The sequence below is a fragment of the Rhodococcus sp. ACPA4 genome (assembly GCF_002300185.1).
GTDB lineage: Bacteria > Actinomycetota > Actinomycetes > Mycobacteriales > Mycobacteriaceae > Rhodococcus_F > Rhodococcus_F globerula.
The window spans coordinates 800,611-813,816 of record NZ_NSDY01000001.1 but is presented as its reverse complement, the minus strand read 5'-3'; the positions used below and the strand labels follow the sequence as shown (position 1 = coordinate 813,816).

Here is a 13,206-nt window from a genome sequence, read left to right as displayed (position 1 = left end):
TTGCGACTCCTCCGCCGTCGGTTCACCTACCGAATCGAATTCGAGAAATGAAACTGTGTTCTATCTATTGGTGAGCCTCAGAGTAGAGCTTGGTCGCGTAGATGTCCATCGCCGCCGGATCACGAAATATACAGATAATATGCTGATTCGGATGCCGGTTATACATCATGTTCTGACCGACCAGCGCGTCGCGCATTTGCAAAGACCTGAAATTGTATTCTAGATCATGGACGCCACGCCTGAGTGAGTCATCCTGCCCGGACGCCTTTACCCGACACACCAGCCTCGGGTGCGGTCATATGTGCCCGTTGAGGCAACAGGAGCGGGGCGGCAAGTAGGAGAAGGCCTGCCGTCGTGATCCCGGCCAGCGGACTGGTGAGTGTCGCGAGCACGCCCCACACCAACATGAGCGTCGCCTGGGCGAGTTTGCTGCTGACGCTCCATGTGGTGAGGACCTGCGCGGCGTGATCGGCAGAAGTGCGCTGCAAGCGTTCGGTCGCATTAATGGGATTGAAGATGCCCATACACGTGATCAACAGGCCCTCAACGATAATCACCGTGATAAGTCCGGCGACGCCGGGTTGGGTGAACGCGAGGCCGAGCGGGAAGATCGAGCGCAGCCAACCGGAGACGATCATAACGCGGTAGCGCCCGTACCGAGCGACGAGTGGCGCGGAAAGGCGGGCACCCGCGAAACCCCCGAGTGCTGGGATGCCGAACGCAAGACCGTATTGCCAAGCGGGGAAATGGTATTGACCGAGAAGGAGGACGGCCAGGAGGGGGCTGGTTGCCATGATCAGGCCACTGACTATCACGGAATTGAGAAACAGACGTTGTAGGACGCGGTCGGCGTGAATGTGCCGCCAGCCGTTCAACAGGTCAGTGGCGCGCACTCTGGTGGGCGCGCCACTAGGCGCCTCGATGTCGTCGCCACGAATGCGGAGAACCCCGAGAGCGGACAGCAGAAAGCTGAAGGCGTCGGCCGCGACTGTGACGACTGGACCGAGCAGTCCGATGAGCGCGCCGCCAAGGGGCGGACCCGCCGCGGTTGCCACCCAACTCGTGCTTTCAAATCTTCCGTTTGCGACAAGGAGGTGATCGCTGCGGACGACATGTTTCAGATATGCGCCGGAAGCGGCAGAGAAGACGATACCTGCGGTTCCGGAGACAACCGAGACAACCAGCAGTTGCCCATAGGTCAGGATGTCGAAGAAATACGCGATCGGAATACTCGCCATTGCGAAGAATCGGGCCAGGTCCGTCGCGATCATCACCGGCCGTTTTGCCCTGCGCTCGACCCACGGCCCGAGCGGGAACGCAACGATCGCGGCAACGGCAAGTCCCGCCGATCCCAGGAGCGCGACTGCAAATGCCGATGAGTGCAGCACTTGCACAGCAATGAGGGCGAACGCTCCGAAGGCAAGCCACGTGCCGTAGGTGCTGATGGCGTAGGCCGTCCACAGCCAGCCGAAACTGCGCCCCAAGTCCACCCGCATACAACTCCCCTTTGCAACGCCGACGTCGGCATGAATCACACCAGCTGTACCGACGCACGATCAAACAACCGACAGTCGGCGAGCCACAACGATCAGTTGTGCATGAATAGGCTGGGTGAATGGATACCGAAGCAGTGCGATCATTCGTACGGGCAGCAGAGCTCGGACAGCTGCAACATGCAGCCAACGAGCTGGGTGTGACACAACAAGCCGTCTCGAAGCGTATCGCCGCCCTGGAACGCGAGCTGGAAGTTCGGTTGTTCACCCGTACCGCCCGCGGAGTCGAGCTGACACTCGACGGACAAGCATTTCTCCCGCATGCGCGGAACATCGTCACGGGAGTCGAGCGTGCCATCACTGCGGTCCGACCAGGTTCGCGGGCACTTCGAATCGACGTTCTCGGCCTGCGTAGCGCGCAGGCCGTTATTCTGCACGACTATTGGCGGTCACATCCCGAAATCAATCTCGACGTAGTGACTCTCAGAGTCAACGACCCGCGCGTAGCCGTCGCCGCCGTCGAAGCGGGCGAGATCGACGCCACGTTTCGCACCGTGACAGATCCGACGATGTTGCCGCGCGACGTGCGCACGATTCACGCTTTCGATTCCCCATTGGAACTCCTTGTCGGACCACGACATCCACTTGCCTCCTCGCGAACACTGACGCCACCTCAGCTGCGCAGGCACCGGATCTGGGTACCGGGTATCGCGCCCCGCGCCGAATGGGGAGAGTTCTACGATCAGCTCGCCACCGAATTCGACTTACGCATCGACGCCACCGGCCCGCACTTCGGCGACGAAGTCCTTCTCGAGACCCTCGCGGACTCCGCGGACGTGGCCACTCTCGTCGGTGCGCGCGACCGCTACATCTGGCCGACTAGCTACGACCTGCGCCGCATTCCGATCGTGAATCCAACTCTCGCATATCCGCTTTCGCTCATTCTCCGCACCGCGAATCCACACCCTTCACTAGCGGCAATCATCAAGCACTTCGGAAACCTGACACCGCTCCCGGAAGCGGTATGGCGTCCATCCTGGGCAACGTCGGCGCCGCAATGACTGCGATCCTAGGGCGCCACGGCTACCTCGCAGTCACGCACGAAGGCGTCGAAAACACTGCGACGTTGCTCCCGCGGTCCACGAAGTATCGCGGAGGGATGAATCGTCGCAAACACGGTCGGGTCGCACGAAACCGGAATGTCATCACCAAGATGCAGTTCCTCCTGGCGATGTGCGGCGTTGGTGATGTAGACCGTATCCATCTCGATCTGCGCGGAATCGAGCGCCTGGTGCAAGATTTTGCCTGCCGCACCGACAAAGGGCTTGCCCGCACGGTCCTCCTGGCCCCCGGGCTGTTCACCGACCAGCATGACCGTCGCAGAACGCCTTCCTTGTCCGAGGACAGTCTGCTGCGCCGCATGGAAAACTGACACCCACGACAGTCGGCTGACGCCGCTCTCAGCGTAGAAAATACTACGACTGTCCGGTACAAACTCCTGTGCCCCGATTGCTCTCGGTGCTCGATTGTCGGCGACCATGGTTTCGTATTCCCCTGAACAGCAACAACAATCATCACTCCGAAAGCGTGTCGCAATGGCACCAATCGGTGGTTTTTCACACCTGGCGACGGGTACACCGAAAGCGAACACATCCCAACTCGGTAGGAGGAGCACCACCATGCCTCGCAAGGGATCCGATCCCCATCTCAAAGACCAGGAACTGTACGAGGACCTGCGCGACAAGGGCGAATCCAAGGAGAAAGCCGCACGAATATCGAACGCCGCTGCCAGTCGCGGGCGTGGAAAGGTCGGCAGAAAGGGCGGTGCGGCAGAGAACTACGAGGACCGCACGGTGACGGAACTGAAAAAGCGCGCCAAGGAAATCGGGCTGTCCGGCTACTCCTCGATGAAGAAGAGCGAACTGATCGATTCGCTCCGCAACCACTGACAGTGCGAACGGTACCCAATCCCATGGCAACTACGACATCGCGGGAGTCCCAAATCGCTGTTGGAAAAATTCAGTGGCATCGGACCGGTCGGCGCCGACAAACTTGCCTCTCTAGTCGGCAGCAACGAGACCGCACGCCTCGCAGCAGCGTTGATCCGGGCATCTCTCGACGATGAACTTCGCGAGAAGGTCCTGCAGTGATCCAGACTTGGAGGCGTTGACTTCGATATTGTGCCCGCGTTGACTGGATAGCGAGGACTTGTCGCCTCATATGCACTCCGATGTGATCGTTCCGGAGTTCGATCACGAAGTCGAGAGGACGGTCATGACAAATAATGCACCCGGTGAGCATCTCTCCGAGGAACCTCAATCCGAGCGAGGCGAACCTGGCTCTCGCGATACCGGTTCGAACGAGCCTGGCGGCGGACCCGTCGACCGGCCGGAAGGATCGTTCGATCACGAGGAGACCATCTCTACCTCGGACACCGACGACTCCGATTCAGCGTCCGAGTAAGCCGGCCTGAAAATAGCCCGACAGCCGACCTCTGACTCAGGCCACCCCCACTACCCTCAGCACCGCCGTCGTCGCAGCTGCGCCCACCACAATCACCACGAATGGTGCACGGCGCCAAATCAGTACGCCTGCGACAGCAACACCGAGCACCCGCGCCCACCCGGCAAAACCGTCACCGGAGTACACGGTCTGCGTAGCGGCCAGCGATACCAACAGTGCGGTTGCGCCCAACCCGAGCATGCGTACCGCCCGCGGACTGAGATGAATTCGATCCCGCAACAGTGCGCCGGAAATACGAAAGCCAAAGGTTCCCAAGGCAATCAGGCCGATGATCCACCAACTCATCGGTTACGGCCCGCAGCGATCAAACCGAGCAAGCCGGCGATGACGCCGAGTCCGGCAGGCAACACGGGCGTCAGAACCACCGCAATGGCCGCCCCCAGCAACGCAACCCGGCGGTCGAGCCGGTCTCGCCACGCTCCGGCGGTGAGCGCCAGCAGTGCTGCCGGAAATGCCGCGTCGATACCGAGCGCGTTGGGATCGCCCAGAAGATTGCCGCCGACTGCGCCGATCGCGGTACCGATATTCCACGCAAGAAACAGCGTGATTCCCGCAGCGAAGAACGTCTTGCGGGCACGAGCCACGTCACCGTGCGACGCAAGCTCCGCTGTGGTGAAAGCTGTAGCTTCGTCGGTCATCAGGTGCGCGCCGAAGATGCGTGAGCGCCAACTCCCCCGCAGAACGTCGGCGAGCACCAATCCGTACGGCAGGTGACGCGCGTTGAGAAGCAGCCCACCAAAAACGACAGCGGCGGGGGCTGCACCTGCAACCACCGCCGCCACCACGAGAAACTGAGCTCCGCCCGCGTAGACGATGCCCGACAGAGCAATGACCTGCGGCAACGACACCCCCGCCGCTACCGCAACCGCTCCGAACGAGGCACCGACCAACGCCATCGCCAATCCCAACGGGAGTAGAGCCGCAAGGGATTGACGATCAGGCACCGAGCCAGATTACCGCCCTGCGAAAAATCACCAACCGCGCTCGGCGAGACGATGTCCGACGGGCAGGTCGTCGACGTTGATGCCGACCATTGCTTCGCCCAGTCCGCGAGAGACCTTGGCGAGCACGTCCGGGTCGTCGAAGAACGTCGTGGCCTTGACGATGGCCTCGGCACGCTGCTGCGGGTTACCGGATTTGAAGATGCCCGATCCGACAAACACGCCCTCGGCGCCGAGCTGCATCATCATCGCGGCGTCGGCCGGGGTGGCGATGCCACCGGCGGTGAACATGGTGACGGGAAGCTTGCCGGCCTTGGCAACCTCGACGACGAGCTCGTACGGAGCCTGCAATTCCTTTGCCGCGACGTACAACTCGTCCTCGCTGAGCGAGGTGAGACGACGGATCTCCGCGCGGATGGTGCGCATGTGGGTGGTGGCGTTGGAGACGTCTCCGGTGCCGGCTTCACCCTTGGAGCGGATCATGGCCGCACCTTCGTTGATACGACGCAGTGCTTCACCGAGGTTGGTAGCACCACAAACGAAAGGAGCCGTGAACTTCCACTTGTCGATGTGGTTGGCGTAGTCGGCCGGGGTGAGAACTTCGGACTCGTCGATGTAGTCGACGCCGAGGCTCTGCAGGATCTGCGCTTCGACGAAGTGGCCGATACGCGCCTTCGCCATGACGGGGATGCTGACGGTGGAGATGATGCTGTCGATCATGTCCGGATCGCTCATACGCGAGACGCCGCCCTGGGCGCGAATGTCTGCGGGGACGCGCTCGAGTGCCATGACAGCTACAGCGCCGGCGTCTTCGGCGATCTTGGCCTGCTCGGCGGTGACCACGTCCATGATCACACCACCCTTGAGCATCTCGGCCATACCGCGCTTGACGCGTGCGGTGCCAACGGCAGTGGTGGGGGCGGAATCGGGGGTGCTCACAGCAAACTCCTGCAATAGTGGCGTGATGATCGAACCCCAGAACTGTAGAACGAACCGGCCTTTGATTCCGTAGCCAATTTGCCATTGCTGGCCTTAAATGCGATCAGCGGATCGAGCGTACTTCCGGATCTTCGGTGCCATCAGCGACGGTCGCAGCTTCTGCCAGCAGGTTTGCCAAATCGAGCGGATACACCGGCTCCCCAGCCTTTGTCAGTTCACGAATGACGTCAGCGCTGCACCACCGGTAGCCGGAAATCGCACGTTGTTCCAATTCGGTGTGGCCCTTGAACACCGGAGTGAAGCCAGAGGTACGAGTGGTGAAGAACAATTCCTCCGAGCGGATCAATTCGCCGTCGAACGGGAAGATCGCGACGCGGCGCCACAGCGGTCCACGGAGGTCTTCCGGCGCGATCGTCAACCCTGTTTCCTCGGCCACCTCACGAACTGCAGCGGCCCGAATTTGTTCGCCACGCTCGATTCCCCCGCCGACGGTGAACCAGAACTGCCGGTCCGGGATCTTCGGATCATGTCCGCGTAGAAGCAGCACGCGGTTTTGTCGATCGAGCAGCACCACTCGTGCGGACGTCCGAGCCGTATCCACGGTAATGCCCTCGGGAACTGCGGCCGCGGTGGTCCGTTCGGTGATCTCGAAATACTGTGGCAGCGGCGCGGTTCCACCAAGGTGAAGCCAACGGACCAACCTGCGGGTTCGCAACGCGAGGGTGTCACGGACAGCGTCGTTGTGGAAGCGCCGAGCGATCAGTACCCGAGCCTCCGCGTCAGCCAGCTCCGCAACCAACTGCGGCCGCAGCGACGTCGTTCCATATGCGGCAAGCGCATTGGAGAGTCGGTTCTCCGCCAGCTCACGGTCCTGCCGATCGGCACGTTCGGCAGCATCCGCCAGCTTCACGAACCGTCGAGCGTCCTCGGCACTCATGTCGACCGCCGCAGCGCGAACCACAGCAGCCCGGCGCGACAACGCCGCATCGAGCGCCAGCCACGATTGATCCGACCGGACGTGCAAGCGGTCCAACCGGTTTGCCGTTGCGTACGCCCAGAGCCCGATGACCAGAACAACCGCAGCGATGAGCCCGAGGACAAAAATTGTCAGTGCAGAAAAAGTCACGATCCCACCACATGCACGCCGGCGCCGCCCACGGTCACGGTCTCGTAGACCCGCAGGATCTGTTCGGCCACAACAGGCCAGTCGTATTCGGCAACCACCGCGGTCGCAGTATTGACCAAAGCTCTACGACGGTCAGGATCACCGAGAACCGAATCGATAGCCACGGCAAGTGCGTCGGAATCCCCGATCGGAACCAACAATCCGGCCTGTCCGTCGCGAAGCACCCGGCGGAAGGCGTCGAGTTCACTGGCCACGACTGCGGTCCCCGCTGCCATCGCCTCCACCAGCACGATCCCGAAGCTCTCCCCACCGAGGTTGGGTGCGCAGTACACGTCGGCACTACGCAACGCCGACGCTTTCTCCTCGTCACTGACCTGACCGAGCAGACGCAAGTGGCGGGAGTACCGACCGGCTTCCTTACGGAGCTTGTCCTCGTCGCCGCGCCCGACGACAATGACCTCGAGGTTCGGATGACGCTCGACCAGCGCGGGCAATGCACCCAACAGCACCGCCATCCCCTTGCGCGGTTCGTCGTAGCGACCGAGGAACAAAATGGTTCCACCTTCGCGCGGATAGCCGGGTAGAAGTTCCGCCCCCGCAAACGCAGCAACGTCGACGCCGTTCGGGATCTCGACGGCGTCGGATCCCAGGGACTCGACCTGCCACCGACGGGCCAACTCCGAGACAGCGATGCGGCCACTGATCTTTTCGAGGTAGGGAGCTAATACGCCTTGGAAAGTGCTCAGTACCAACGACTTCGTGGTCGACGTATGGAACGTCGCGACAATCGGCCCCTCCGCAATGCGCAACGCAAGCATCGACAGACTGGGCGCGTTCGGCTCGTGAATGTGCAGAACGTCGAAGTCACCTTCGGCGATGAACTTACGCAAACGCGCATTCGCGGTAGGCCCGAAGGACAACCGCGCGACGGAACCGTTGTACGGAATCGCGACGGCTTTGCCTGCCGAGACGACGAACTCGGGCAGTTCGTCGTCATCCGACGACGGCGCCAACACACTGACCTTGTGCCCGCGCTCGATCAACACCTCGGCCAGATCCACCACATGCGCTTGCACCCCACCGGGTACGTCGAACGAATACGGGCAGATCATGCCGATTTTCATTCACCCTCCATGCGGGCGAGCCGCGATTCGGAAAGGTCGGAACGCCAGAGTGGTTGAAGCATGTGCCAATCCGCCGGGTGCGCTGCGATGTTGATCGCAAACTGGTCGGCTAGCGCCTGAGTGGCCGGGCCGACGCCTTCGGACACGTCGATCGGCGGATCGATCTTGAATCCCCAACCGTCGTCGGTGAACCAGCAGTGCACCGGTAACAAGGCCGCTCCGGTGTCGATGGCAAGCTTTGCGGGGCCGGCGGGCATGCGAGTGGGTTCGCCGAAGAACGTCACCGGCACGCCCTTTTTCGCTAGGTCGCGCTCCCCTAGCAGGCACACAATTTTGTTCTCGTGCAGATCTTTCGACAGTTCGACGAACGGTGGATGCTCCCCGCCGCTCAGCGGGAAGATCTCGAAGCCGAGGCTCTCGCGATACTCCACAAAACGCTCGTACAGCGATTCCGGCTTCAGCCGCTCCGCAACCGAGGTCAAGCCACCCCACTGCTGAACACACCACACGCCGGCCATGTCCCAATTGCCGCTGTGCGGCAAGGCCAACACAGCGCCCTTGCCGTCTGCCATTGCCTTCTCGAGGTACTCCTGACCCTCGACCAGATCGCTCAGTGCCTTGCCCGTCACCGCCAAATCCATCGACGGCAATCGGAACGCCTCACGCCAATACCTCGCGTACGAGCGCATCGACTCCTTGATCAGCTGATCCGGAACCTCAGCCGGCGTCGTTCCGAGAACTCTGGCCAGGTTCTTGCGCAGTTGTTCTGGACCACCTTTGCGCACTGCAAAATCCGCGCCGGCGTCAAAAAGCTTGACCGCGACGGACTCCGGCAGACTGCGAACCAGTCTCCACCCGGCGGCGTAACCCAAATCGGTAGCGCGCTCGGCAACACTCACTTGTCGGACTCACCTTCGGTGTCGGATGCAGCCGGTGCGATCGGTAGAAGCTCCCGTGCACCAGGCGAATTCCGCACCGCAAGCACACGCTGGAAAACAGTCACGATACTGCCCGCGGCAAGAACCCACATGGCGATGTGGATCGCCCACGGCAATCCGAGGCCGGTGAGGCCGGAACCGACCAAGACGATGACCAGACGATCCGGACGCTCGATCCAACCGCCATCAGCCGTCAGACCGCTCGCCTCGGCTCTGGCCTTCGCGTAAGAAATGACCTGGCTGGTAACCAAGCAGATCAGTGTTGCCACCAGGAGCCACTTGTTGTTCTCGTGGTAGACGGCCCACCAGGCCAGGCCCGCAAAAATCGCACCGTCGGCAACACGGTCACACGTGGCGTCGAGAACCGCGCCATAGCGGGTTCCGCCGCCACGGGCGCGAGCCATCGCACCGTCCAGCATGTCGAACATGACAAAGAACCAGATGAAGATGGTTCCCCAGAACAGATGACCGGACGGGAACAGTGTCACGGCGCCGGCGATGCTCGCGACCGTGCCGATGATCGTGACCGCATCGGGCGTCAATCCGGTCTTGATCAGAGCTTGGCCCATCGGTGCCGTCACCTTGGACACCGATGCGCGTCCGAAGAAGCTCAACACCTCTGGAAACCTCCACCTCGTGAGTCCCGAAGCGGGACCCGTCGAATCAACTCGGTTCGCTCACTCTTGCCAAGCACGAGCGAGTAATCCCCTGGTCTCGCGCAACAACTGCGGCATCACCTTCACACCACCCAAGACAGTGATGAAGTTGGCGTCGCCACCCCAACGTGGAACCACGTGCTGGTGAAGGTGCTCGGACAGCGATCCACCCGCGGCAGCGCCGAGGTTGAGACCCACGTTGAAACCGTGCGGGTTGGACACACTCTTGATGACCCGCAGCGCGCGTTGCGTGAACGCCATCAACTCGGCGCTTTCGTCAGGCGTCAGGTCCTCGAGTGCCGCGACCTTGCGGTACGGCACCACCATCAGATGGCCGGGGTTGTACGGGTACAGGTTCAGGACCGCGTACACATGCTCACCGCGGGCGACGATCAACCCTTCTTCGTCCGACATCTTGGGAATGTCGATGAACGGTTCACCGGTCGTGCCGGGCGTGTTGGGCGCCTCCGTGATGTACGACATGCGGTGGGGCGACCAGATCCGCTGAAGATGGTCTGGATCACCGACACCCTGATCGATCAACGAACCTGGACCGTCGCTACCGGGCATACTCATGGCGCCACGCTTGGCTGAACCAGTTCCGCAGTCGGAGAGGCATTTTCGCGTCGAGCGATCCACTCCGTGATGATCCGAACCGCGTCGTCGGTGGGAATGCCGTTGATCTGAGTTCCATCACGGAAGCGGAAGCTGACGGCGCCTGCCTCGACGTCGCGCTCACCGGCGAGCAACATGAACGGAACCTTCTGCGTGGTGTGGTTGCGGATCTTCTTCTGCATCCGGTCGTCGCTGAAATCGACCTCGGCTCGAACGCCGGCCGCCTTGAGCTTCTTGGTGACGTCGAAGAGATGATCGACAAACGCCTCGGCGACCGGGATGCCGACAACCTGCACCGGCGCGAGCCACGCCGGGAACGCGCCCGCGTAATGCTCGGTCAGTACACCGAAGAATCGTTCGATCGAACCGAAGAGCGCACGGTGGATCATGACCGGCCGGGTCTTGACGCCGTCACTGCCGGTGTATTCGAGGTCGAAGCGCTCAGGCAGGTTGAAGTCGAGCTGAATGGTCGACATCTGCCACGTGCGGCCCAGCGCGTCCTTGACCTGAACGGAAATCTTGGGGCCGTAGAACGCGGCTCCACCCGGGTCCGGCACCAAAGTCAGACCGGATGCTTCGCCGACCTCGGCGAGTGTTGCGGTCGCCTCTTCCCAGACGTCGTCGTTACCGACGAACTTGTCCGGGTTCTTGGTGGAGAGCTCCAGATAGAAATCGTCGAGACCGTAATCCTTGAGCAAATTCAGCACGAACTGCAGCGTGGTGGTGAGCTCGTCGCGCATCTGCTCGCGGGTGCAGTAGATATGCGCATCATCCTGAGTCATGCCGCGCACGCGTGTCAGACCGTGGACGACGCCGGACTTCTCGTAGCGGTACACGGAGCCGAATTCGAAGAGCCGCAACGGCAATTCGCGGTACGAGCGACCACGTGCACGGAAGATCAGGTTGTGCATCGGGCAGTTCATCGGCTTGAGGTAGTAATCCTGGCCCGGCTTGCGCACGGTGCCGTCCTCGTTCAGTTCCGCGTCGATGTGCATCGCGGGGAACATGCCGTCGCGGTACCAGTCGAGGTGACCCGAAACCTCGTACAGATGCCCCTTGGTGATGTGCGGGGTGTTGACGAACTCGTAGCCGGCCTCGATGTGGCGGCTGCGCGAGTAGTTCTCCATCTCGGTGCGGATGATTCCGCCCTTGGGATGGAAGACCGGCAGACCGGAGCCCAACTCGTCCGGGAAGCTGAAGAGGTCGAGTTCACTACCGAGCTTGCGGTGATCGCGACGCTCGGCCTCGGCCAAGAGCTCCAAGTACTCATCCTGAGCCTCGGTGGATTCCCATGCGGTGCCGTAGACGCGCTGCAGGTCGGCATTGTCCTGGTTGCCTCGCCAGTAGGCAGCGGAGCTTCGGGTCAACTTGAAGGCCGGGATGTGCTTGGTGGTCGGGATGTGGGGACCACGGCACAGGTCGGACCAGATGGTGTCGCCGGTCCGCGGATCAAGGTTGTCGTAGATGGTCAGTTCGTTGCCACCGACCTCCATGATCTCCGGATCGTCGATGCCCGACTTGTCATTGATGAGCTCGAGCTTGAAGGGCTCGTCTGCCAATTCGACGCGAGCGTCTTCGATGGAATCGACCACGCGGCGGGAGAATCGCTGCGATCCCTTGATGATCTGCTTCATCCGCTTTTCTAGCTTGGCCAGATCCTCCGGGGTGAACGGCCGATCGACAGCAAAGTCGTAGTAGAAGCCGTCGGTGATCGGCGGGCCGATACCCAGCTTCGCGTCGGGGAATTCCTTCTGCACTGCCTGCGCCAAGACGTGCGCGGCCGAGTGGCGGATCACGCTTCGGCCGTCCTCGGTGGACGCGGCTACAGGCTCAACCTCGACGTCGACCTCCGGGGTCCACGACAGATCCTTGAGCGTTCCCTCGCTGTCACGAACGACGACAATGACGTCCGGTCCCTTCGAGGGATATCCGGCCTCACGCACTGCAGTCCCGGCGGTCGTCCCCGCGGGCACCCGAAGTGGGGCGGCTGAGTGCTCTGGCGCGGGACTGGTCACGGCGATGTGCTCCTAATGTATTGCGGCAAGTAAGACGTGCATCGCACCCACAGCGAGCACGTGCACGATCATGTTATCTACCCTGCCGACCCGACGAGTCAACCGACTGAAGTTAACAAGCCACTTTCACCTCAGAGTGGCGACTCGAGCCAGGAGTAGTCGAGGCCAACCCAAGTCCCGATCAGGCCGAAGGTGCCTAGAAGCCACAATGTTGCAACGACGACCACTGTGGTGAACAGAACGCCGATTCCCTTGACGAACAGGGACTGCTTGCCGAACCACGTCATGAAACGGTCGTACCGTGCCTTGGCAAAATGCAGCAGTCGATGCGCCCAGGCAAACTCCGACGCCAGGATTCCGAGGCCGGCAAAGACGATAAGCCAGCCAGGTCCGGGATAAGGGATGGCCAGTACACCGGCCGCCAATACGACGAGACCGACAAAACCAACCGCGATTCGATACGCGAGATTCAAGCTCGGGCGGGCGGCAATGTGCGCGCGCCACCTCGACCAGCGGGACTCAGCTTCGTGGATACGAGACTCGGCTTCGCGAAAGAGCGTCAGGTCGGAATCGTCGACGGGAGGGTCGACCTTTTTGGTAGTCAACTTCCCTCACCTGTTTCCATAGAAGAGCACGTCTTTGCGACCCAGGTTACCGAAATCTCGAGTGCGCCCGGATTGGCACGTCGGGCGCAGAAACGACTGAAGGCGTCCCCGATCTCTCGGGAACGCCTTCAGTCTGTACTTGTGGTCCCGGCTGGGATCGAACCAGCGACCTTCCGCGTGTGAAGCGGACGCTCTCCCACTGAGCCACGGGACCTTACGAACTATTCGAAC

At 61.7% G+C, this 13,206-nt stretch carries 16 protein-coding genes and 1 tRNA gene; 4 read left to right on the top strand and 13 right to left on the bottom strand.

The annotated features are described in order from the left end of the window. Positions 1-248: 248 nt before the first annotated feature. Positions 249-1,496 carry an MFS transporter gene (locus CJ178_RS03770; RefSeq protein ID WP_095887818.1) on the bottom strand — a complete coding sequence of 416 codons (1,248 nt, stop codon included), beginning with the start codon at positions 1,494-1,496 and terminating at the stop codon, positions 249-251. Between the two features lie 119 nt (positions 1,497-1,615). Here CJ178_RS03770 and CJ178_RS03765 point away from each other — a divergent pair, with 119 nt between their 5' ends. Next, the gene (locus CJ178_RS03765; RefSeq protein ID WP_095886144.1) at positions 1,616-2,554 is read left to right on the top strand and encodes a LysR family transcriptional regulator; all 939 of its coding nucleotides are present in this window, start codon (positions 1,616-1,618) and stop codon (positions 2,552-2,554) included. A gap of 8 nt (positions 2,555-2,562) precedes the next feature. Here the strand turns inward: CJ178_RS03765 and CJ178_RS33160 are convergent, their stop codons facing one another. Then, a complete protein-coding gene (locus CJ178_RS33160; protein WP_257013344.1) occupies positions 2,563-2,865 on the bottom strand; it encodes a uracil-DNA glycosylase family protein in 303 nt (100 codons plus the stop codon). Between the two features lie 307 nt (positions 2,866-3,172). Between CJ178_RS33160 and CJ178_RS03755 the strand changes: the two genes are divergently transcribed. The 3 genes from CJ178_RS03755 (at position 3,173) to CJ178_RS03750 (ending at position 3,956) form a co-directional block, all read left to right on the top strand. Next, complete coding sequence (locus tag CJ178_RS03755) at positions 3,173-3,442, top strand: DUF7218 family protein (protein ID WP_095886142.1); 270 nt, start codon at positions 3,173-3,175, stop codon at positions 3,440-3,442. Between the two features lie 60 nt (positions 3,443-3,502). Beyond that, a complete protein-coding gene (locus CJ178_RS32645; RefSeq protein WP_162487743.1) occupies positions 3,503-3,643 on the top strand; it encodes a hypothetical protein in 141 nt (46 codons plus the stop codon). Positions 3,644-3,767: 124 nt separating this feature from the next. Further along, positions 3,768-3,956, top strand: coding sequence for a hypothetical protein (locus tag CJ178_RS03750; RefSeq protein ID WP_045067969.1), 189 nt, complete (start codon positions 3,768-3,770; stop codon positions 3,954-3,956). A 36-nt stretch (positions 3,957-3,992) separates the two neighbouring features. On the opposite strand, the gene CJ178_RS03745 is transcribed toward CJ178_RS03750, so the two are convergent. The 11 genes from CJ178_RS03745 to CJ178_RS03695 all read right to left on the bottom strand — a co-directional run bounded on the left by CJ178_RS03745 (position 3,993) and on the right by CJ178_RS03695 (position 13,189). Continuing rightward, positions 3,993-4,301 carry an AzlD domain-containing protein gene (locus tag CJ178_RS03745; protein ID WP_095886141.1) on the bottom strand — a complete coding sequence of 103 codons (309 nt, stop codon included), beginning with the start codon at positions 4,299-4,301 and terminating at the stop codon, positions 3,993-3,995. After that, on the bottom strand, positions 4,298-4,960 hold the full coding sequence (locus CJ178_RS03740) for an AzlC family ABC transporter permease (RefSeq protein WP_239654719.1): 663 nt from the start codon (positions 4,958-4,960) through the stop codon (positions 4,298-4,300). The genes CJ178_RS03745 and CJ178_RS03740 overlap by 4 nt, the downstream gene beginning before the upstream one ends. Positions 4,961-4,987: 27 nt before the next feature. After that, positions 4,988-5,896, bottom strand: coding sequence for a pyridoxal 5'-phosphate synthase lyase subunit PdxS (gene pdxS, locus CJ178_RS03735; RefSeq protein ID WP_033234706.1), 909 nt, complete (start codon positions 5,894-5,896; stop codon positions 4,988-4,990). Between the two features lie 103 nt (positions 5,897-5,999). Beyond that, positions 6,000-7,022, bottom strand: coding sequence for an NUDIX hydrolase (locus CJ178_RS03730; protein WP_033234707.1), 1,023 nt, complete (start codon positions 7,020-7,022; stop codon positions 6,000-6,002). Further along, complete coding sequence (locus CJ178_RS03725) at positions 7,019-8,146, bottom strand: glycosyltransferase family 4 protein (protein ID WP_045067477.1); 1,128 nt, start codon at positions 8,144-8,146, stop codon at positions 7,019-7,021. The genes CJ178_RS03730 and CJ178_RS03725 overlap by 4 nt, the downstream gene beginning before the upstream one ends. Continuing rightward, a complete protein-coding gene (locus CJ178_RS03720; RefSeq protein ID WP_033234709.1) occupies positions 8,143-9,045 on the bottom strand; it encodes a phosphatidylinositol mannoside acyltransferase in 903 nt (300 codons plus the stop codon). The genes CJ178_RS03725 and CJ178_RS03720 overlap by 4 nt, the downstream gene beginning before the upstream one ends. Beyond that, positions 9,042-9,701 carry a phosphatidylinositol phosphate synthase gene (pgsA, locus tag CJ178_RS03715; RefSeq protein WP_033234710.1) on the bottom strand — a complete coding sequence of 220 codons (660 nt, stop codon included), beginning with the start codon at positions 9,699-9,701 and terminating at the stop codon, positions 9,042-9,044. Before pgsA ends, CJ178_RS03720 begins: the two co-directional genes overlap by 4 nt. A 60-nt stretch (positions 9,702-9,761) precedes the next feature. Continuing rightward, positions 9,762-10,316, bottom strand: coding sequence for an HIT family protein (locus CJ178_RS03710; protein WP_095886140.1), 555 nt, complete (start codon positions 10,314-10,316; stop codon positions 9,762-9,764). Then, entirely contained in the window at positions 10,313-12,370 is a 2,058-nt protein-coding gene (gene thrS, locus CJ178_RS03705) for a threonine--tRNA ligase (RefSeq protein ID WP_033234712.1), read from the bottom strand. Before thrS ends, CJ178_RS03710 begins: the two co-directional genes overlap by 4 nt. A 131-nt stretch (positions 12,371-12,501) precedes the next feature. Continuing rightward, complete coding sequence (locus CJ178_RS03700) at positions 12,502-12,903, bottom strand: TIGR02611 family protein (protein WP_165826376.1); 402 nt, start codon at positions 12,901-12,903, stop codon at positions 12,502-12,504. A 214-nt stretch (positions 12,904-13,117) separates the two neighbouring features. After that, a tRNA-Val gene (locus CJ178_RS03695) sits at positions 13,118-13,189 on the bottom strand. Between the last annotated feature and the right edge of the window lie 17 nt (positions 13,190-13,206).

Bases quoted from the DNA above. Each gene is read 5' to 3' on its own strand.
- CJ178_RS03750 (WP_045067969.1), top strand. From the start codon at position 3,768: ATGACAAATAATGCACCCGGTGAGCATCTCTCCGAGGAACCTCAATCC.
- CJ178_RS33160 (WP_257013344.1), bottom strand. From the start codon at position 2,865: ATGCTGGTCGGTGAACAGCCCGGGGGCCAGGAGGACCGTGCGGGCAAG.
- CJ178_RS03725 (WP_045067477.1), bottom strand. From the start codon at position 8,146: ATGAAAATCGGCATGATCTGCCCGTATTCGTTCGACGTACCCGGTGGG.
- CJ178_RS03765 (WP_095886144.1), top strand. From the start codon at position 1,616: ATGGATACCGAAGCAGTGCGATCATTCGTACGGGCAGCAGAGCTCGGA.
- CJ178_RS03755 (WP_095886142.1), top strand. From the start codon at position 3,173: ATGCCTCGCAAGGGATCCGATCCCCATCTCAAAGACCAGGAACTGTAC.
- CJ178_RS03710 (WP_095886140.1), bottom strand. From the start codon at position 10,316: ATGAGTATGCCCGGTAGCGACGGTCCAGGTTCGTTGATCGATCAGGGT.
- CJ178_RS03770 (WP_095887818.1), bottom strand. From the start codon at position 1,496: ATGCGGGTGGACTTGGGGCGCAGTTTCGGCTGGCTGTGGACGGCCTAC.
- CJ178_RS03745 (WP_095886141.1), bottom strand. From the start codon at position 4,301: ATGAGTTGGTGGATCATCGGCCTGATTGCCTTGGGAACCTTTGGCTTT.